Annotated in this window: 19 protein-coding genes; 8 read left to right on the top strand and 11 right to left on the bottom strand. The window is 33.4% G+C overall.

Going from position 1 to position 18,888, the window contains the following annotated elements; translation table 11 throughout:
- Positions 1-5 precede the first annotated feature (5 nt).
- Together wecB and ACIQ1E_RS05500 are read left to right on the top strand one after the other, a co-directional pair.
- A complete protein-coding gene (wecB, locus tag ACIQ1E_RS05505) occupies positions 6-1,091 on the top strand; it encodes a non-hydrolyzing UDP-N-acetylglucosamine 2-epimerase (protein WP_396169442.1) in 1,086 nt (361 codons plus the stop codon).
- Entirely contained in the window at positions 1,091-2,275 is a 1,185-nt protein-coding gene (locus ACIQ1E_RS05500) for a glycosyltransferase family 4 protein (RefSeq protein ID WP_396169440.1), read from the top strand. The genes wecB and ACIQ1E_RS05500 overlap by 1 nt, the downstream gene beginning before the upstream one ends.
- Here the strand turns inward: ACIQ1E_RS05500 and ACIQ1E_RS05495 are convergent.
- The 5 genes from ACIQ1E_RS05495 to ACIQ1E_RS05475 all read right to left on the bottom strand — a co-directional run bounded on the left by ACIQ1E_RS05495 (position 2,272) and on the right by ACIQ1E_RS05475 (position 8,572).
- Positions 2,272-3,621 carry an exopolysaccharide biosynthesis polyprenyl glycosylphosphotransferase gene (locus ACIQ1E_RS05495; protein WP_396169438.1) on the bottom strand — a complete coding sequence of 450 codons (1,350 nt, stop codon included), beginning with the start codon at positions 3,619-3,621 and terminating at the stop codon, positions 2,272-2,274. The two genes, ACIQ1E_RS05500 and ACIQ1E_RS05495, sit on opposite strands and share 4 nt — an antisense overlap.
- A complete protein-coding gene (locus tag ACIQ1E_RS05490; protein ID WP_396169436.1) occupies positions 3,621-4,604 on the bottom strand; it encodes a UDP-glucuronic acid decarboxylase family protein in 984 nt (327 codons plus the stop codon). Before ACIQ1E_RS05490 ends, ACIQ1E_RS05495 begins: the two co-directional genes overlap by 1 nt.
- A gap of 44 nt (positions 4,605-4,648) precedes the next feature.
- Positions 4,649-6,328 (bottom strand): DUF6909 family protein, encoded by a 1,680-nt coding sequence (locus tag ACIQ1E_RS05485; protein ID WP_396169434.1) that lies wholly within the window; start codon positions 6,326-6,328, stop codon positions 4,649-4,651.
- A 230-nt stretch (positions 6,329-6,558) separates the two neighbouring features.
- Positions 6,559-8,058: a GH3 auxin-responsive promoter family protein gene (locus tag ACIQ1E_RS05480; RefSeq protein ID WP_396169433.1), complete on the bottom strand. Its 1,500-nt coding sequence runs from the start codon at positions 8,056-8,058 to the stop codon at positions 6,559-6,561.
- 10 nt (positions 8,059-8,068) lie between these two features.
- A complete protein-coding gene (locus ACIQ1E_RS05475; RefSeq protein WP_396169431.1) occupies positions 8,069-8,572 on the bottom strand; it encodes a peptidase in 504 nt (167 codons plus the stop codon).
- A gap of 211 nt (positions 8,573-8,783) precedes the next feature.
- Between ACIQ1E_RS05475 and tatA the strand changes: the two genes are divergently transcribed.
- Positions 8,784-8,960 carry a twin-arginine translocase TatA/TatE family subunit gene (gene tatA, locus ACIQ1E_RS05470; RefSeq protein ID WP_396169429.1) on the top strand — a complete coding sequence of 59 codons (177 nt, stop codon included), beginning with the start codon at positions 8,784-8,786 and terminating at the stop codon, positions 8,958-8,960.
- Positions 8,961-9,042: 82 nt separating this feature from the next.
- On the opposite strand, the gene ACIQ1E_RS05465 is transcribed toward tatA, so the two are convergent.
- From ACIQ1E_RS05465 to ACIQ1E_RS05455, 3 genes are read right to left on the bottom strand one after another with little or no spacing between them, the layout of a single operon-like run.
- Positions 9,043-9,654 carry a nucleotidyl transferase AbiEii/AbiGii toxin family protein gene (locus ACIQ1E_RS05465; RefSeq protein ID WP_396169427.1) on the bottom strand — a complete coding sequence of 204 codons (612 nt, stop codon included), beginning with the start codon at positions 9,652-9,654 and terminating at the stop codon, positions 9,043-9,045.
- A complete protein-coding gene (locus ACIQ1E_RS05460; protein ID WP_396169426.1) occupies positions 9,609-9,914 on the bottom strand; it encodes a DUF6922 domain-containing protein in 306 nt (101 codons plus the stop codon). Before ACIQ1E_RS05460 ends, ACIQ1E_RS05465 begins: the two co-directional genes overlap by 46 nt.
- Before the next feature lie 20 nt (positions 9,915-9,934).
- Positions 9,935-12,058: a Tex family protein gene (locus ACIQ1E_RS05455; RefSeq protein WP_396169425.1), complete on the bottom strand. Its 2,124-nt coding sequence runs from the start codon at positions 12,056-12,058 to the stop codon at positions 9,935-9,937.
- A 56-nt stretch (positions 12,059-12,114) separates the two neighbouring features.
- On the opposite strand from ACIQ1E_RS05455, the gene ACIQ1E_RS05450 reads away from it, so the two are divergent.
- Positions 12,115-12,453: a DUF1294 domain-containing protein gene (locus ACIQ1E_RS05450; protein WP_396169423.1), complete on the top strand. Its 339-nt coding sequence runs from the start codon at positions 12,115-12,117 to the stop codon at positions 12,451-12,453.
- On the opposite strand, the gene ACIQ1E_RS05445 is transcribed toward ACIQ1E_RS05450, so the two are convergent.
- The 3 genes from ACIQ1E_RS05445 to ACIQ1E_RS05435 all read right to left on the bottom strand — a co-directional run bounded on the left by ACIQ1E_RS05445 (position 12,364) and on the right by ACIQ1E_RS05435 (position 14,587).
- Entirely contained in the window at positions 12,364-13,281 is a 918-nt protein-coding gene (locus tag ACIQ1E_RS05445) for a cation diffusion facilitator family transporter (RefSeq protein ID WP_396169421.1), read from the bottom strand. The two genes, ACIQ1E_RS05450 and ACIQ1E_RS05445, sit on opposite strands and share 90 nt — an antisense overlap.
- Positions 13,282-13,287: 6 nt before the next feature.
- Positions 13,288-13,716: a ribose 5-phosphate isomerase B gene (gene rpiB / locus ACIQ1E_RS05440; protein WP_396169419.1), complete on the bottom strand. Its 429-nt coding sequence runs from the start codon at positions 13,714-13,716 to the stop codon at positions 13,288-13,290.
- Positions 13,717-14,353: 637 nt separating this feature from the next.
- The gene (locus tag ACIQ1E_RS05435) at positions 14,354-14,587 is read right to left on the bottom strand and encodes a DUF2007 domain-containing protein (RefSeq protein WP_396169417.1); all 234 of its coding nucleotides are present in this window, start codon (positions 14,585-14,587) and stop codon (positions 14,354-14,356) included.
- A gap of 108 nt (positions 14,588-14,695) precedes the next feature.
- Here ACIQ1E_RS05435 and rnr point away from each other — a divergent pair, with 108 nt between their 5' ends.
- The 4 genes from rnr to ACIQ1E_RS05415 all read left to right on the top strand — a co-directional run bounded on the left by rnr (position 14,696) and on the right by ACIQ1E_RS05415 (position 18,864).
- Positions 14,696-16,888 (top strand): ribonuclease R, encoded by a 2,193-nt coding sequence (rnr, locus tag ACIQ1E_RS05430; RefSeq protein WP_396169415.1) that lies wholly within the window; start codon positions 14,696-14,698, stop codon positions 16,886-16,888.
- Positions 16,889-16,900: 12 nt separating this feature from the next.
- Positions 16,901-17,566, top strand: a complete 666-nt coding sequence (locus tag ACIQ1E_RS05425) for a head GIN domain-containing protein (protein ID WP_396169413.1) — start codon at positions 16,901-16,903, stop codon at positions 17,564-17,566.
- 75 nt (positions 17,567-17,641) lie between these two features.
- Positions 17,642-18,319 carry a LysE family translocator gene (locus ACIQ1E_RS05420; RefSeq protein ID WP_396169411.1) on the top strand — a complete coding sequence of 226 codons (678 nt, stop codon included), beginning with the start codon at positions 17,642-17,644 and terminating at the stop codon, positions 18,317-18,319.
- A 98-nt stretch (positions 18,320-18,417) separates the two neighbouring features.
- Positions 18,418-18,864, top strand: coding sequence for a hypothetical protein (locus tag ACIQ1E_RS05415; protein WP_396169409.1), 447 nt, complete (start codon positions 18,418-18,420; stop codon positions 18,862-18,864).
- The last annotated feature ends 24 nt before the right edge of the window (positions 18,865-18,888 follow it).

Here is an 18,888-nt window from a genome sequence, read left to right as displayed (position 1 = left end):
TTATAATGAAAATAACCATAGTCGCAGGCGCAAGACCTAATTTTATCAAAATCGCTCCCATCATAAAAGCGATTGAAAAAAAGCAAAACGAAGGAGCAGAAGTTTCCTTTCGGTTAGTACATACAGGTCAGCATTATGACAAAAAGCTCAGCGACACTTTTTTTGAAGAATTAAACATTCCTAAGCCCAACAGCAATTTAGAGGTAAAAAGCGGTTCCCAAGCGGAACAAACAGGAGCCATTATGGTAGCTTTTGAAAAAGAAATACAACAAAATCCTTCCGATTTGGTTTTGGTGGTTGGCGATGTTAATTCGACAATGGCTTGCGCAATTGTAGCCAAAAAACAAAATCTCAAAGTTGCTCACGTAGAAGCGGGAATTCGTTCTGGCGATATGACAATGCCCGAAGAAATCAACCGAATCGTAACCGACAGCATTACCGATTTTTTCTTTACAACATCAATAACAGCTTCAATAAATTTGTTGAAATATGGCGTTGATGCATCCAATATTCATTTCGTGGGCAACGTGATGATTGATACTTTATACCAAAATTTAGATCGAATTTTAGAACCTGTTTTTTGGAAGGAATTTCAATTGAAAACTGGGAATTACATCATTCTTACATTGCATCGCCCATCAAATGTTGATGAAGAACAATCCTTAATTCAATTGCTCCAAGGCATAGATAAACTGGCTGGCAACAAAAAAGTAATTTTCCCTATTCATCCCAGAACAAAAGCAATTTTAGGCGAAACGAATTTGATATTTAAAAATATCCTTTTTGTGGAGCCTCAAGGTTATTTGAACTTTATGTACCTCATCAAGAATAGTTTTGCCGTGATTACGGATTCTGGGGGTATTTCTGAAGAAACTACCGTTCTAGGAATTCCGTGTTTTACGATGAGAAACAACACCGAAAGACCCGAGACACAAAGCATTGGAACCAATACTTTGGTAGGCACTTCGATAGAAAATTTAGAAAAACTGTTTGTAGACTTCCTTAGAAATGGAAAACAAAAAGGAGGAATTCCTGAACTTTGGGACGGAAAAGCATCAGAAAGAATAATTGAAATATTACTGAAAAAATAATGGGCGACATCCTCATCATATCAAATTATTATCCGCCGGAAAAAGGTGCTGCAGCCAATAGAATTGAGCAATTGGCATTGAAATTGCACCAAAATAATTACAAAGTTACAGTGCTTTGTCCTTTGGGAAATTATCCAAAAGGCGAATTGTTCCCAGAATACAAAGGCAAGTTTTCGGTGACGGAAAAACTTCAAAATATAACCGTAAAACGACTTTGGATTTATCCGAGTGTGAGTAAAAATATCTTGAAAAGAACACTCTCGGTTTTGTCGTTTTCTTCTGTATTGTTTTTCTATTTATTAACAAAAAAAACACCTAATAAAATTGTCATTCAATCGCCTCCATTATTGTTGTCTTTTATCTCAGTTTTAGTGCTTTCGCTAATGCGAAAAAAAATAATCCTGAATGTTTCTGATTTGTGGCCTTTGGCTGCCATTGAATTAAAAGCTTTAAAAAAAGACAGTTTTTCACATCATATTTCTTTGTATTTCGAACAATTTATTTATTCAAGAGCTACAGTTATCTTTGGTCAATCTAACGAAATTATTACGCACATTCATTCAATTTTTCCAAAAAAAGAATGCTATTTGTATCGGAATTTCCCCGATCACCAATTAGCAGAAATTGATTTTAAATCTAATGAAAATGAACCTATAAAATTGTTTTACGCGGGATTATTAGGGGTTGCTCAAGGAGTTTATGAACTATGTCAAAACATCGAATTGCAAAATCTAAATATTGAATTACACATTTTTGGCGATGGAGCCGAGAAGTTACAAATAGAAGATTTAATCCAACAAAATCCGCAGAAAAAAATCATTTTTCATGGAATGCTCGAGCGTCAGTTACTTCATGAAAAATTACAATCTTTTGATATTGCAATTGTGCCATTAAAAACGAGAATTTATGGCTCTGTTCCTTCAAAAATATTCGAATATACGGCTTTAGGATACCCTATTCTTTATTTTGGCGGTGGCGAAGGCGAAAATATTGTAAGAGAATTTAATTTGGGATGGGTGGCGAACGTTGGTAATTTTGGCAGCTTGAATAGTAGACTAACAGAAATTTCAGGAATTGGAAAAAGTAGAATTCAAACATTGAAAAGGCAGGTTTTTGAAGTTTCAGAAAAACAATTCAACTTGGATTTTCAAATTAAAAATTTAATCAATAAAGGTGTTTTTTAATAGGCTTTATCATCCCCTTTCACCGTGTTATAAATCGTTTTGATTATGATTTCAATATCTAATAATATCGACCAGTTTTCCATATAGAAAATATCATATTTTACTCGGTTTATTATATCTGCATCTGTTTCAACTTCACCGCGATAGCCTTTAGTTTGAGCCAATCCCGTGATTCCTGGCTTAACAAAATGTCGAGCCATAAATTTATCCGACATTAAAGCATATTTATCATTATGGCTTACTGGATGTGGTCTTGGTCCTACCACCGACATATCACCCCATAAAACGTTGAAAAACTGCGGTAGCTCATCAATACTAGTTTTTCGAATAAATTTGCCCACTTTGGTAATTTCTATATCATTTTTCAATGCCAAATCGGATTCCATTTGGTCGCTAAACTCCATTGATCTGAATTTATAACATTCAAACTCTTTATAATTCAAACCATTCCTTTTTTGTATAAAAAACACAGGCCCTTTTGAATTAATCTTAATGATTATCGCCATAATTGGCACTAGCCAAGACAAAACACCAATGATAATGATTGAGGAAAACAAAAGGTCAAAAGCACGTTTTATGATTTTATTCATGGTTTCGTCCTGCAGTATATTTCTTGAAGAAATAACCGGGATGTAATCATAATACTCGAACTTCACATTTCCAGCAAGAATCTGTTTTTCATCAGGAATAAATTTTAGTGTTTTTAAATTATTATCGGCAAAATTGATGATGTCTTTAATTTGTTTGTCTGACAAATCAGCGGTAGAGCAGTATATTTCATCAATAGTATTCTGTTGAACAAACGAAAGACATTTGTCAACTCTTTCTTTTTTATGGTCTTCTAGAGTAAATACTTTGATCAATTTGTAACCATAATCTAGGTTTTCGGTAAAAAAGGCTTTTAAAGGATTGATGCTTTTATGGTTTCCTAATAGAACTACATTTCTGAAATTCCTATTAAATACTCTCCGGTACTTTTTGAGGAAATAATAGATAAAAAGCTTGAGTATAAGAATTAAAAAAACGGCAGAAAAGACAAATAATACAACCCTTTTTTCATAATATTCAGAGTAAAACAACTCTACTGCTAAACAAAATAAGGTAAAGAAAATAGCTTGTTTAAGTGTACGGTTTAGGATTGAAATTACCTTGGTATACCGATAAACTTCATAAAATTCAAAATAAATAGCCGTGGCAATCCATCCACAACTAATGAGTAAAGCATAAATAATTTCGTTTTCATGAAACGGAAATATATAATAAGCCAATACGTTGATGATAAGTAAATCCATCAAGTAAGAGAATGGGCGAATATAGCCTGAATATTTTTTCTCTTTGAAATTCACTATTTTATATACTTAGAAAAATCTTTGTGTTCTTCTTTTAATAATTCTTCTGTTGAAAGTGATTTGAAATAGTCGTAGGTAATTTTCATCCCTTCTGCCCTATTGACTTTGGCTTCCCAACCCAATAATTCTTTAGCTTTGGTAGTGTCGGGTTGGCGTTGTAGAGGGTCATTTATCGGCAGCGGATGATACACCACTTTTTGATTGGTTCCCGTTAGTTTTATGATTTCATCAGCAAAGTCTTTAATGGTTATTTCGTCAGGATTTCCAATATTTACAGGATATACATAATCAGAATGAAGTAATCTAAAAATACCTTCGACTTGATCATCAACGTAGCAAAAAGAGCGGGTTTGCATTCCGTCTCCAAAAATCGTTAAATCTTCGCCTCGAAGTGCTTGTCCAATAAACGCAGGAATAACACGACCATCATTGAGGCGCATTCTAGGTCCATAGGTGTTAAAAATTCGAACAATTCTAGTTTCTACTCCGTGAAAAGTATGATAGGCCATTGTAATTGATTCTTGAAAGCGTTTGGCCTCGTCATAAACACCTCTTGGTCCTATGGTATTTACATTGCCGTAGTACTCTTCAGTTTGCGGATGAACCAATGGATCTCCATACACTTCAGAAGTTGATGCAATAAGAATTCTTGCTTTTTTCACCCTTGCCAATCCTAAAAGATTGTGTGTTCCCAAAGAACCCACCTTCAAGGTTTGAATCGGGATTTTCAAATAATCAATTGGACTAGCAGGCGACGCAAAGTGAAGAATATAATCTAAGTTGCCGGGTACGTGTACAAATTTGGTTATATCGTGATGGTAAAATTCGAAATTTTCAAGTTTGAATAAATGCTCTATGTTTTTTAGGTCGCCTGTAATGAGATTGTCCATCCCAATTACAAAATAACCTTCCTTAATAAAACGATCACAAAGATGTGAACCTAAAAATCCCGCTGCGCCTGTAATTAATATTCTTTTCATTTTCTTTATTTTGAGGAACGAATCTAGTTCGTCTATTCGTTAATCTATTTCACGTTAAAAATTTGTTCCAATATTTTGATGGTTATCAAATAAGTTGGCTTTACTCCTGTCGTTCCCAAACCGCCTGAAGCCAATGTGCTTCCTGTTTCTAGAGGGTTATCCGAAGCGTAGTATGCATATCTCACTTTTACATCTTGCGGAATACTTTTCCTAATTTTTGATGCCGATTGAATGGCTTTTTGATAGTAAGAACCTTCCATTTCAAGTCCAATAACTCCCCAAGTCGATTCGTGGAAAAACTTCAATAAATCCTTGTTTTGCAGTGAGGTTCCCAATACGGTTACCATTGGTCCTTCGAAAACTGGAATATCATTATTTTGGAACATTTCGGCAGTTAATTCATTATCAAAAAAGTAATTATCGGCCGTTCCTTCATTGATGTGAGCGGTTGGAATCATAATATCACCTTTGTCTCCTTCTAAAATTCCGGCTTTCCCCATAATCGAAACCGATTCTACATTCAATAAAGTGTCCTTTTTATAAGGTTTCAATAATTCGTCAATGGTTTCGTAGGCTTGTTCTCCAAAAGCGTAATCCATCACAATAAGGACAGGTTGTTTATCTCCAATATTTGCACTCGGAAACGATGATTTCTGCCAATCTATTTTGGCCGTGTCAAAAATTTGAACATCAATATTCGTCCCAGAATCATCCGGAAGAGATATCATTCCGTGTAATTTTGCAAATGCTGTAACTTTATCTCTCACCTCATAAGCTCCCGATTTGCTCAATTCTTCATAAATAAAGAAATCGCTTTTGTCCTTAAACGTAGTTTTCAAAACTGTAGTGGCAAAAATGGAATTCATCACGCTGTGCATATTGGCGCTAATTACGTGTATGGGTCTATCTAAAAGTTTATTCTTTTTCAGCACTTCTTTGATATTTGTTGCCCAAATCTCGCCGTGAATATGATGCCCCAATCTTTCTCTTAGAATTGGACTGAAAGTAATTGTTCTTTTGTTGTCATCGACAACTTCTTCTATGGCTAGTTTCCCAAGCCAATAAATTACGTGCAAAAATCGGTCTGGTGAAGCTTCTGAACCAAAAGCATCGTATATGTCTAAAACCTCTATAAATGTTCTTCCAAGGATATTGGCTACGTGTGAAACCGCTTTCTCTTTTTCGATTTGAGTAAGCTTCTTTTTTTGCGAAACTGCTGCTTGCAATTTTTGCCAATCACGCGAAACTTCACCGTCATCATCTAACAAAACTCGAGTTCTAATTTTGTGCGATTCTATAAAAATAAAGGTCAAATGCGTCAAAATGTCGTAAATATCCGACCGTCCACGCGTGATTTCGACATTCATTTGTTCATCGTCTATTCGATAACAATTGCGTTTCCTTTTCGGAGGAACAATAGCCTGAAAATGAGATTTCGAATACCCTTCATCCGAGGTTAAATTGATAAAACGGCATTCTTCAATTCCTATTGGCAGGCGTTCTATTACGTATAAAAGTCCGTTCAATTCGACCTTTTCTTCGGCAATATTTCCATAAATTTCTGGTCGTAACGCCAATAAAGCTTCTCGTAATGTGTCTCCAGAAACTCCCATTGGTTTGTAAAAACCACGGTTGAACAAATGACGCATCGTGATATACATTTTTTCAATAGCTGCAGAAGATTCTTGCGCTCTTGATCTAGATATGTTTTTGATTTCTTTCATCTTTTTGTCATTGCGAGGAACGAAGCAATCTTCTTCCTGCTATTAGTTTACTTTTTGTAACCTGCAAATGTATGGTTTTAATAGATTAGTTGGATATGATTCATAGATAATGGTTATTCCCCTTCATTTTCTATCCAATTACTTTACAATTTACTTGTATGATTGTTCTGTGCTTACTACTAATACTATCAATCTATCCCAAGGAACTTTCCTTTCTTATATCATTTATTCTAAGCTCTTTGAAGCAAGTCCACAATTTTTCTATCGTTACTCAATCTTGGAATTTTATTTTGTCCGCCCAGTTTTCCAATGGATTTCATATAGTCTTGAAAGCCGTTTTTAGTCACTTTGCTAATTACCAATTTTCGCAACACTTTGCCCACAATCAAATCATCGTAGTAAATATTTTGCTTGCGCATCGCACTGTCTAAAGCTTCTGCAAAATCGTCAAGATTTTCGGGTTGTCCTGAAGCTTCGGGATCAAATTCGATAAACCATTCGTGGTAAGGTAAACCTTCGCTTGGTGTAATTTGTGGCGCAACCGTAAATTCATTGATGCGAATGTTTGTGCCAATAATAGCTTCTTGTAAAGCACTTTCGACTTCCTTGCCAATGACGTGCTCGCCAAAAGCCGAAATATAATGCTTGATTCTTCCCGAAACAATTACACGATAAGGCTTCAAACAAGTAAATTGAACGGTATCGCCAATGTTGTAGCCCCAAAGTCCGGCATTGGTAGAAATAATCAAGACATAATTCACTCCCAATTCAACTTCGCTGATGGTGTGTCGTTTAGGATTTTCAGAGAAGAATTCGTCACTTTTGATGAATTCATAGAAAATTCCAGAATTCAGCAACAACAGCATTCCTTTTTCCTTTTGAGAGTCTTGGTAAGCAAAAAACCCTTCCGAAGCGGGAAATAACTCTATGCTATCCACTTTTCGACCGATCAGATTCTCGAACTTGGCGCGATAAGGTTCGTAGTTTACACCGCCATAAATGAACAAATTGAAGTTTTTGAAGATTTCACCCACCGGCCTACCTCCTTTTTGATGCAATTTCTCGAAATACATTTGCACCCAAGACGGAATTCCCGAGATCACGGTCATATTCTGATGGAAAGTCTCCTCGACAATGGCGTTCACCTTGGTCTCCCAATCTTCAATGCAATTGGTTTCCCAAGAAGGCAATCGGTTTTTTTGTAAATATTTTGGAACAAAATGCGCCACGATGCCGGACAATCTGCCCAGTTTTACACCGTTTTTTTCTTCAAGAATTGGACTACCTTGCAAGAAAATCATTTTTCCATCGACAAAATCGGCCTTACCGGTTTCGTGAATATAATGTAGAATTGCGTTTCGAGCGGCTTCGATATGAAAAGGCATCGATTCCTTGGTAAGTGGAATATATTTAGCTCCCGAAGTGGTTCCTGATGTTTTGGCAAAATAAAGTGGTTTTCCCTTCCAAAGCACATTTTCCTCTCCCTTTACCACTTTATCAACATAGGGTTTCAAGCCTTCATAATCCCGAACAGGAACAGCTTTGGCAAAATCTTCGAAAGTTTTAATTTGGTCGAAATGATGGTCTGCGCCAAAATGGGTGTTTTTCGCTTGATGAATTAAATCCTCGAAAACTCGTTGCTGAGTTTCTATTGGATTTGTTGCCCAAAGCTGGGTTTTTCGATAGATATTGCGGGCAAAAATTTTAGCAAAAAAAGGTTTTAAAGACATTGTACGCGTTTTATTTTTTTTTCGCTTTCGATGCGTTGGTTTGGGATTTTTTCTCTTCTTCAGCCACTTCTTTTCTTAATTTAAGCTCTTCCTCTGAAGGAGATAAATCGGCTGGAGATTGAGTTTCATTAGCTGTTGCGAGTATGGAATCTTTATTGAATTTGGCATATTCTAAGTCGCCTGTCAATACTTTTTGAATGGATTTGATGTAGGCTTCATTTCGCTGCAAAGCCAAAGTTAACGAATCTGATTTTAAAGCCAATTCAGTGGCGTCTTTCTTCAATTTAGAAGAAGAATATCCAGGGATAAACTCGCGCAAAGGAGTAAAAGCTATGATAAAAGTGGTGAAAGTTATTAACAAAATAGCACCCAAAGAGGCTGCCACAAAAACATTCATCAGATTTAGTTTGAATGAGAAAAGTTCTTCAAAAGTGTCCTCATTCAAAATAACCAATCGGTTTTTTGTGAATATTTTATTATGAAGTTCTTCTCTTTTAAGCCTTTTTTCAGACATAGTAACAGTTTATGATACAAATATAATAATTAATAAATTGAATTCGATGGTCTATTATTATCGTTTGAACTAGAATTTTGAATTCATTTATGATGTTTATTAAGGCGATACATTAAATAATAGCCACAAAATGATTTCGAGTAAAGAATTTCTATATACCTTTGCCGCACGATTTATTACAAATTTGCTACGGCAATAAATTATTATAATTATGGGAAGTATAGGTTTAACGGAAATTCTTATCATTTTGGCGGTTGTTTTATTACTTTTTGGAGGTAAAAAAATACCTGAATTAATGAAAGGTTTAGGAAGTGGAATAAAAGAATTCAAAAACGCTGCTAAAGACGACCAACCGGCAAATAAAAAAGAGGAAGAAAAGAAAGACTAAATTTGGTTTAATTCCAATTTTAAAAATCCAAACTCCAAACAATTAGCTTGTTTGGAGTTTGGATTTTTTGTTTTTATAAAACCTATTGTAATTTTAGAACTTCGGAAATTATTTTTTGTTTACATGTTTCCCAGTTGAAATCTAAATATATATCTGGAGTTTGGTCTATATCTGCATCTGAAAAATAAGACAAACTTTTTATGGCCATAAATTTAGAACCGTCGAAATATTTTTGTAGATAAAAATCAATTATTTCAGTTAAACTAAATTCATTCAGCAAAAAATACAAGTCTATAAAATCCTTTTTGCTTCCTCTACCGGCAATTGCATTGATTTTCATTGCTGCAATATCTTCTTTAGAAGCCATTCTTATCCCATTAATAACAATATAATCTCTTAAAAGCGGATATTTATAATTTACAAAATCTACTTTAACACCATTAATTGAAGTGATAAGAATGTTTTTACTTTTTTTGAAAACTTCAAAAGTTCCAAATCCATTTAAAGTCCTTGTAAATAATTCTTCATTGATTTCACAATTACCAAACAAATCAATATCTATTGAATTTCTGTGCCCCATTTGGAGTGCTAAAGATGTTCCTCCAACCAATAAATAATCGTTGAACGAATCCAATTTCATTATTTTTTCTAGGAGTTCCAGTAATTCTGGACTAACTGTTTGTGTTTGTAGCATCTAAATTCTTTTACATCAATAGAAAACAATGCAGACAAATAAGAAAGCGTCACTGCATCTATACTTCTTAAATTAAGCGAAACTTCTTTTATAATTTCTAAACCATAATATTCTTTTAAAAATGTCCAATCATTCCAATTTCCATATTCTAAAACCTTGGAAATCATTTGAACTTTATAAATGTCTAAATCAAAAGAAGATTTGTCCACATCCCAAAAAAGATGTTTCGAAAAGTCGTTTATGGTTATTTCTTTCTTCATAAAAACAAAGGTAGTTATTTTTACAAAACCATAGTCAACTGAATTCTCTTTCTGTCTTCGTCCACTTCAACGACTTTTACTTCAACGTGCTGGTGCAATTTAACTACTTCGTTGACATCGCTCACAAAACCGGCTTTGAGTTGTGAAATATGAACTAAGCCGCTTTCTTTCAAACCTATATCCACAAAACAACCAAAATTGGTAATATTGTTGACAATTCCGGGTAAAATCATTCCGGTTTTCAAATCATTAATCGTTTTTACATTTGGGTCAAATTCGAATACTTTTGCTGATTTTCTTGGATCTAGTCCTGGTTTTTCGAGCTCTTTGATGATGTCTTTTATACCTAAAATTCCAATTTCGGGAGTAACATAGTTTTCTGGTTTTATTAGCACTATTTTCTCTTTGCTTCCAATTAAATCTACTATGGAAAATTTTAAATCTTTTGCCATTTTTTCGACAATGCCATACGCTTCGGGATGAACAGCTGAATTATCCAACGGATTTTTCCCTTCTTTAATTCGGATAAAAGCAACACCTTGCTGATAGGCTTTTTCGCCCAATCTCGGCACTTTTTTCAGCTGTTTTCGATCTTCAAAAGGGCCGTTTTCCGAGCGATATTGCACGATATTTTCGGCCAGCTTCTCTCCTATTCCACTTACATAACTCAACAAATGTTTGCTTGCTGTGTTGATGTTTATTCCAACGGAATTCACGCAACGAATTACCGTATTATCTAATTCTTCTTTGAGTTTGGTTTGATCTACATCGTGCTGGTATTGGCCTACGCCAATGGCTTTCGGGTCAATTTTCACCAATTCCGCCAAAGGATCTGACAGTCGTCTTCCAATAGAAACAGAACCACGAACAGTCACGTCATAATTTGGAAATTCCTCTCTCGCAATTTTCGAAGCCGAATAGACCGAAGCACCCGCTTCGGAAACGATAAAAACCTGAACGGGTTTGTCAAAAGCTATTTTTTTAATGAAGAATTCGGTTTCTCGAGAAGCCGTTCCGTTTCCGATGGAAATCGCATCAATGTTATAGGCATTCACCATCGAACGGACTTTTTTCATTGCCATTGCTGTTTCATTTTGTGGCGCGTGAGGATAAATATTTTCGTTGTACAACAAATCACCTCTTTCATCCAAACAAACCACTTTACAACCCGAACGAAATCCTGGATCAATCGCCAAAATTCGTTTTTCGCCCAAAGGCGGCGCCAATAATAATTGTCCTAAATTGTTAGCAAAAACCTGAATCGAATTGGCATCCGCTTTGGCTTTGGCATCTTGTAAAGTTTCATTTGAAATGGCAGGATTTAGCAATCTTTTATAGCTGTCTTCAATGGCTAATTGTATGTGCGGCGTACTTGGGCTTTGCCCTTTTAAAACCAATTCGTCAATAATATCATAAGCTTCGTCAATATCAACTTCTACTTTAAACTTGATAAAGCCTTCATTTTCGGCACGCAACATCGCCAATAATCTATGAGAAGGTGCTTTTGCCAATGGTTCTGACCAATCGAAATATTGCTTGAATTTTTGAGCGTCTTGGTCGTCTTTTTTGGTTTTTACAACCTTAGTTGTTATGGTTGCTTTTCGTTGAAAAAGTCTTCGCAATTGCTTGCGAACATAAATGTTTTCGTTAATCCATTCGGCGATAATTTCTCGAGCTCCTTGTAAAGCCGCATCTTCATTAATGACGTTTTCATTTATATATTTGGTAGAAATGAAGTCAACATCATCATTATTTTGCGCCATAATGATTTTGGCTAATGGTTCTAATCCGTTTTCGCGAGCAACATCGGCTTTGGTTTTTTTCTTTTTCTTGAATGGTAGATAAAAATCCTCCAATTCCTGTAAATCGAAGCTTTGTTGGATTTTTTTATCTAATTCGGGTGTTAATGCGTTTTGCTCTTCTATCGACTTTAAAATCGCTTCTTTTCTCTTAACAATGACTTCGTAATCTTTTTGGAGTTTGGCGATTTGCTCGATTTGAACTTCATCCAAATTCCCTGTTTTGTCTTTTCGGTAACGTGAAATAAAAGGAATCGTGCAATCTTCTTCTAGTAATTGAACGGTGTTTTGAATGTTTATGGGAGCTGTTTGAACAGACTTAGCTATGAATTGTATATTGGTCATTATTTGATTTTTTTCGGACAGCTAAAATAATATCTTTGAAACTTAATTTTGGCTAAATGGATATTTTATTCTATTATTTTTTGATTTTGAATGGAATTGCATTTATACTAATGGGGTATGATAAACATTTGGCAAATACTCAAAAACAAAGAGTTTCGGAACTGACTTTGTTAAGTTTTGTTTTCTTTGGAGGTACAATTGGTTCTGGTTTAGCAATGCTTTTTTTTAGGCATAAAACTTCAAAAACGTGCTATTTATTGAAATTTTTTGGAATTACATTGATTCAAATTTTAATTACTTTACTATTAATCCTGAACAATAAAATCCTTAGATTCTTCTTCTCTTCTGTATTCGGGTTGAATATTGATATGGTTAATTTGGAATTTATCGTATAAAACCTGCTCTATTTGCTGTAAAATTGTATTGAATTCAGATATTTTTGTGTCTTCCTGACAATCGAGATGGGCTTCGAGATGCAACTCCTCATCGTTGAGATGCCAAACGTGAATATGATGTAATTTTTCAACGCCTTCTATTTTATGAACTTCACTAATAATTTTAGTAATATCAATATGAACAGGAGTAAAAAGCATTAGCATTCTGGTAGATGTTTTGAGTAAATCAAAACCAACGACAATCAAATAAAGTGCAATTGCTAATGTCAATACACTATCAACCCAAAACCATTGGTAATATTTCATCAACAAACCACCAACCAAAACCGCAACCGAAGCCAACATATCGGTAAACAAATGCAAATAAGCCGATTTCATATTCAGGTTTTTATCGGCATCTTTTTTTAACATAAAAGCCGATAAACCATTGACAACAATTCCTAAAATAGAAAGCCAAATTACCAATTCAGAAGCAATATGTTGTGGATTGAAAAACCGTTCAATTGCTCCGTAAACTAAAAACAAAGCCACTATAATTAAAGTCATCGCATTGACAAAAGCGGCAATAAGTTCGGCTCTTTTATAGCCAAAAGTTTGATTTACAGAGGCTTTTTTCTTGGATAATTTATGGGCAACATAACTAAAAACCAAGGAAAGTACATCTGAAAAATTATGTAATGCGTCCGAAATTAAGGCTAAACTCCCTGAAATGAGTCCGCCGATAACTTGAGAAACCGTTATTACAAGATTTAAAACAATAGAAAATAAAAGGTTTTTACCTTCTACCGAATGGTGATGACTGTGATCGTGGTTATGATGATTTCCCAAAATATTTTAGCAACTTATTTTATCGACTCTAGTTTGATGTCTTCCTCCTTCGAATTCGGTGGTTAAAAAAGTCTCCACAATTTCTATCGCTTGTTGAATAGAAGTATAACGAGCGGGAATACTGAGAACATTGGCATTATTATGCAAACGAGTCAAATAGGCAATTTCTTTTATCCAACACAATCCGGCTCTCACTTTTGGATGTTTATTAACCGTCATGGCAATTCCATTACCAGAACCACAAATTACAATTCCATAATCGGCTTTTCCTTCTGATACATCGGTAGCTACTGGATGACCAAAATCTGGATAATCTACAGAAGCATCGGTATCAGTTCCGTAATTTGTTACTTCGTGTCCTTTTGATTCTAAGTACTGAACGATAGCTTTTTTATATTCTGGTCCTGCGTGATCATTTCCGATGGAGATTTTCATAGTATTCTTAATTAAATTGAGTTGTGCAAATTTACTGAAACAATTACTTCTTTTTAAATTTAAACTATTAAATCTATAACTATCATAGTATGAATAGTATAGATTTTAAAATAAATGATATCTTTAAAAAATAGTTCGAAAAATTATTCTCAATGTAATTTAAATGTTAATTTTTTCCTTGTGTTAATAGCGTTTTGTAAATACTTGATAATCAGTTAACGTTAAATTAACATAAAATGTTTATAACTTTGGATAGAAAATTAGAACTATTTCTTGTTTGTATCGAATAAAAACGTAATCCAAAACAGGAATGAAATAACCAAATTTAGTTTGGTGAATTTTTAGAAAAGTTATTGATAGAAAAATCGTTATTGTTAACAAAATTGCAATACAAACTTATTTACAAAATCAATCCTTTTTTTATTATTAACCGTTGTTAATAGCTTTTTAAAATTGGTTTAAAATGAACCTTTTAACTTCTTAAAACTATGTTAATAAATCGTTATAAAAAGATATATCTAATAAAAAACATATTTAAAAATAAACTTATTGCAACTATTAACACGCTATAATAACCATTAAAAAATTAATTTAAATTTCTTTTTCTTTTTGTTGTTTTTAATAGCTGTTGACAACTTCAAACAATTTCAAGATTGTTATTCAAATTATCTAGAATTTTTTGAACCCTTTCGAAATCGTTGGGATGTATTTTAAGATGAATTCCGCCATAGGCAATACTAGCGAATGGATCTACCGCAATTAGATTTTCGTTTTGAAACAAAAAAGGAATTTCTTCATTTTGTAAAATGGATTTCAAAACGATAATTTCGTGAGCAAAATTAAATATGGCAATGGTTTGAAAATGGTCCATTTTAAAAATTTTTATAAAGATACAAAGTTATATTTTAGATAAATCTTAATGGTAATTACTCTAATTCTTAATAGTTCTTCGTAATTTTAGACTTTTAAGAAATGAATTATGAGTAAAAAACTGCGAAAACCAGAAAACAAAGAGAAAGATTTTTCTAATAAAATTATAAAAATACTATCTCAAAATTCCAATAAAGGCTTTAACTACAAACAAATAGCTGCCATTTTAGATAAAGATGATACTAAAAGCAGAAACGAAATTATCCGAGATTTAAAAATTCTTGCTTCACAAAAAAAGATTATTGAATCTGAACCTGGAAAATACCTTATCAAAGCAATTAGCCAAGATTATTATGAAGGTATGATTGATATGACAGGTCGAAAAACCGCTTATTTTGTTTGTCCAGAATTAGAAGAAGATGTTTTTATTCCAACCAATAATTTGAACAGAGCTTTAGATAAAGACAAAGTAAAAGTTTATGTTTATAATCGAAGAAAAGGCAGAAGACCTGAAGGTGAAGTGATTGAAGTGGTCGAAAGAGCCAAAACCGATTTTGTGGGTGTAATTGATATTCAAAAGAATTTTGCTTTTGTTTCGACCGCCAATCCTAAAATGTATACCGATATTTTTATTCCAAAAGATAAATTAGGCGAAGCAGAACAAGGAGATGTGGTTTTGGTTCATATCGAAGATTGGCCAAAAAGAGCCGATAGTCCTTTTGGTTCCGTGATAAAAGTACTTGGAAAACCAGGAGAACACGATACTGAAATTCACGCCATCTTAGCTGAATACGGATTACCAGCAGAATTTCCTGTAGATGTAGAAGTATATGCTCAAAAAATAGATACTACTATTACTGAAGAAGAAATCAAAAATCGTCGTGATATGCGCGACACTTTGACTTTTACGATAGATCCAAAAGATGCTAAAGATTTTGATGATGCCTTGTCTTTCAAAAAGTTAGAAAACGGTCATTACGAAATAGGAATTCATATTGCCGATGTTTCTCATTATCTTCAGGAAGGAACAATTCTGGATGATGAAGCTTATCAACGAGCGACTTCGGTTTATTTAGTAGATAGAGTTGTACCAATGTTGCCTGAAGTGTTGTCTAATTTTGCTTGTTCTTTGCGACCTCAAGAAGAAAAATATACCTTTTCGGCTATTTTCGAAATTACCGAAACTGCTCAAGTTGTCAATCAATGGTTTGGAAGAACGGTGATTTTTTCGGATCAACGATTTGCATACGAAGAAGCGCAATACATCATAGAGACGAAAGACAATACTATTCCAGCTGAAATTTCTATTACAGGAAGTTCTTATACAGTTTCGGATGAAATTGTCGCAGCAACGCTAAAAATGCAAGATTTAGCGAAAATTCTTCGTAGAAATAGAATGAATAATGGAGCTATTTCTTTTGATAAAGTCGAAGTTAAATTCAATTTAGACGAAGAAGGCGAACCAGAAGGCGTTTATTTTAAAATTTCGAAAGATGCGAATCATTTGATTGAAGAATTTATGCTTTTGGCCAATAGAAAAGTGGCGGAATACATTGGAAAACAAAAGAAAACCTTTATTTATCGTATTCACGACGAACCCAATGAAGATAAATTGATTGCGATGCAAACCGTAATTGCAAAATTTGGTTACAAAATAGATTTCAGAAACAAAGGTGATATTTCGAAATCGTTGAATGCTTTATTGAACGATGTTGTTGGAAAAAAAGAACAGAATCTTATTGATACACTGGCGATTAGAACAATGAGTAAAGCCAAATATTCAACGGATAATATTGGACATTATGGATTAGCTTTTGATTATTACAGTCATTTTACCTCTCCAATTCGTCGTTATCCAGATGTTATGGTGCATCGATTATTGCAATTTTATCTCGATGGCGGAAAATCTGTCGATGAAGAAAAATACGAAGCAAAATGTTTGCATTCTTCAACAATGGAAAGTTTAGCATCGAATGCAGAACGTGATTCTATCAAATATATGCAGGTAAAATATATGCAAAATCACAACGATCAGGAATTTTTAGGAGTTATTTCTGGAGTTACTGAATGGGGAATTTTTGTTGAAATTATCGAAAATAAATGCGAAGGAATGGTTCGAATTCGAGAAATAAAAGACGATTATTATACGTTTGACGAAAAACAATATGCTTTGGTTGGAGCCACCACAAAATCGCTGCTGCAATTAGGTGACGAGATTTTCGTTAAAGTTAAAAATGCCGATTTAGTCAAAAAACAATTGGATTTTAATTTTATAAGAAGGAATGAAAAAGAAATTAATTAAAAATTTAAAACAATGAAAAAGGTAATTTTATTAGTTTTTGTGATGATTTCACAATTAAATTATGGTCAAACTACTATCAAATTAGAAAATTTTGATGAGTTAAAAGTGTTTGATCAGTTGAATGTAACTTTAGTTCAATCGGATGAAAATAAAGTAGTTGTAACAGGTAAAAATGAAAGTAGTTTTGAAGCCGTCAATAAAAACGGAGTTTTAAAACTTAGAATGACATTAACTAAAATTTTATCAGGAGCTGATACTAAAGTCACTTTATACTTTAAAAATATAAAAAGTATAGATGCAAATGAAGGAAGTATTGTGAGCAGCAAACACGTTTTTAAACAAACAACAATGGACTTATCTTCTCAGGAAGGAGCAAATATTGATGTTGAACTTGATACTGAAAACACTACTGTAAAATTATATTCTGGCGGTATAATGAGTTTATCAGGAAAAGCGGTCACACAAAAAATCACCATAAATTCAGGCGGAATTTTTAATGCAAAGAATTTAGAAACTTCTCAAACAACAGTCAGTGTTTCAGCAGGAGGAAGCGCCGAGGTGAATGCAACAACTCTTGTAGATGCAAAAGTAAAAGCTGGCGGAAATATTACTATTTATGGTAAACCAAAAGAAATAAAACAAGAAACCTTTGCAGGTGGAATTATTACCCAAAAATAAATTTATTCCCCGAAAATATCTTTCGGGGATTTTTTTTGATTACTTTGTAGCATCAATTTTTTTAAAGTTTTTTTAATGATAAACGATATTTTATCGGGTATTCCTTGGGGAATATTTTTAAGTTTTATGATAGGTCCTGTATTTTTTATATTACTGGAAACCAGTATTATAAAAGGATTCAGAGCAGCATTAGTTTTTGATTTAGGAGTTGTTTTAGGTGATGTTTTATTTATAACTATTGCTTATGTAGGAAGTTATCGATTGATAACAAGTATTAAAGATAATTCTGCTCTTTTTATGTTTGGAGGCATTTTGATGCTGGCTTATGGCGTTATTTCGTACATAGGATTACATAAAGAAAAACGAGTAAACACCCATAAAATAGATAATGAAATTATCAAAAAAGATTACTTAGGTTTATTTATAAAAGGCTTTTTCCTAAACATTATCAACATTGGAGTTTTAGGATTTTGGTTGGCTGTAATTATTTCGGTTGGACCAAAATTAGAAATGCAAAACTCCAGAATGCTTACTTTTTTTACTTCTGTAATTTTATCTTATGTATTGGTCGATTGTATCAAAATACTATTAGCCAAGCAGTTAAAAACGAAGTTAACACCCACTAATATTCTCAAAATCAAAAAAGGAATCAGTATTGTTTTGATGATTTTTGGAATTGCTTTAATCATTCAAGGTTGGTTTCCAAAAGAAAAAGAACAATTGAAAGATGCTTTGGAAAGGATTGATAAGTAGTATTTAGAAAATAATTACTAACTTTCATAAGATTATGAGTTGGGTGTGATTATAGAGATATAACTATAAAATTTGAAATCTAATCTAAATATATTTTTATGAAGAATTTTAAAAAAATTGTCGCACTATTTGGGATAATTGGAATGATATTTATTTCTTGTTCAGATGATGATCCTGCTGCAAATGAAACTTGCGGTGCTAATGCAGAAATTGTAGCTGAAACCATTTTTAACGATGTTAGTATTTCAAATTACTCAATTGTTGATGTAAATCTAACGGGAGATTGTTTAGAAATAAAGATAAGTACAAGTGGTTGTAGTGCCAATGAGTTGCAAATGAATTTATATAGTACCGATTCATTTTATACTGTTTATCCATACCAAAGAGGAGTAAAGCTTAAATTATTTAACAACCAGTTATGTCTTGCCATTATAGAAAAAACTAATAGGTATAGGCGTTTAGGCCGCCCAAAAACGAAAATAGTATTACCTTTGTCAAATGAGTACAAGGGAGAAATTTATAGGTGTGAATTCAATAACATTTAACAAGCGATTTAAGGAAGATGCAGA

It is taken from the genome of Flavobacterium sp., assembly GCF_044348915.1.
In the GTDB taxonomy this organism is placed as follows: Bacteria; Bacteroidota; Bacteroidia; order Flavobacteriales; family Flavobacteriaceae; genus Flavobacterium.
Note: the sequence above shows the minus strand (reverse complement) of the source record. Positions and strands in the feature narration are given on the sequence as shown.

Coding starts and splice junctions, on each gene's coding strand:
- wecB (WP_396169442.1), top strand. CDS start 6: ATGAAAATAACCATAGTCGCAGGCGCAAGACCTAATTTTATCAAAATC.
- ACIQ1E_RS05500 (WP_396169440.1), top strand. CDS start 1,091: ATGGGCGACATCCTCATCATATCAAATTATTATCCGCCGGAAAAAGGT.
- ACIQ1E_RS05490 (WP_396169436.1), bottom strand. CDS start 4,604: ATGAAAAGAATATTAATTACAGGCGCAGCGGGATTTTTAGGTTCACAT.
- ACIQ1E_RS05485 (WP_396169434.1), bottom strand. CDS start 6,328: ATGAAAGAAATCAAAAACATATCTAGATCAAGAGCGCAAGAATCTTCT.
- ACIQ1E_RS05480 (WP_396169433.1), bottom strand. CDS start 8,058: ATGTCTTTAAAACCTTTTTTTGCTAAAATTTTTGCCCGCAATATCTAT.
- ACIQ1E_RS05475 (WP_396169431.1), bottom strand. CDS start 8,572: ATGTCTGAAAAAAGGCTTAAAAGAGAAGAACTTCATAATAAAATATTC.
- tatA (WP_396169429.1), top strand. CDS start 8,784: ATGGGAAGTATAGGTTTAACGGAAATTCTTATCATTTTGGCGGTTGTT.
- ACIQ1E_RS05465 (WP_396169427.1), bottom strand. CDS start 9,654: ATGCTACAAACACAAACAGTTAGTCCAGAATTACTGGAACTCCTAGAA.
- ACIQ1E_RS05460 (WP_396169426.1), bottom strand. CDS start 9,914: ATGAAGAAAGAAATAACCATAAACGACTTTTCGAAACATCTTTTTTGG.
- ACIQ1E_RS05455 (WP_396169425.1), bottom strand. CDS start 12,058: ATGACCAATATACAATTCATAGCTAAGTCTGTTCAAACAGCTCCCATA.
- ACIQ1E_RS05450 (WP_396169423.1), top strand. CDS start 12,115: ATGGATATTTTATTCTATTATTTTTTGATTTTGAATGGAATTGCATTT.
- rpiB (WP_396169419.1), bottom strand. CDS start 13,716: ATGAAAATCTCCATCGGAAATGATCACGCAGGACCAGAATATAAAAAA.
- ACIQ1E_RS05435 (WP_396169417.1), bottom strand. CDS start 14,587: ATGGACCATTTTCAAACCATTGCCATATTTAATTTTGCTCACGAAATT.
- rnr (WP_396169415.1), top strand. CDS start 14,696: ATGAGTAAAAAACTGCGAAAACCAGAAAACAAAGAGAAAGATTTTTCT.
- ACIQ1E_RS05425 (WP_396169413.1), top strand. CDS start 16,901: ATGAAAAAGGTAATTTTATTAGTTTTTGTGATGATTTCACAATTAAAT.
- ACIQ1E_RS05420 (WP_396169411.1), top strand. CDS start 17,642: ATGATAAACGATATTTTATCGGGTATTCCTTGGGGAATATTTTTAAGT.
- ACIQ1E_RS05415 (WP_396169409.1), top strand. CDS start 18,418: ATGAAGAATTTTAAAAAAATTGTCGCACTATTTGGGATAATTGGAATG.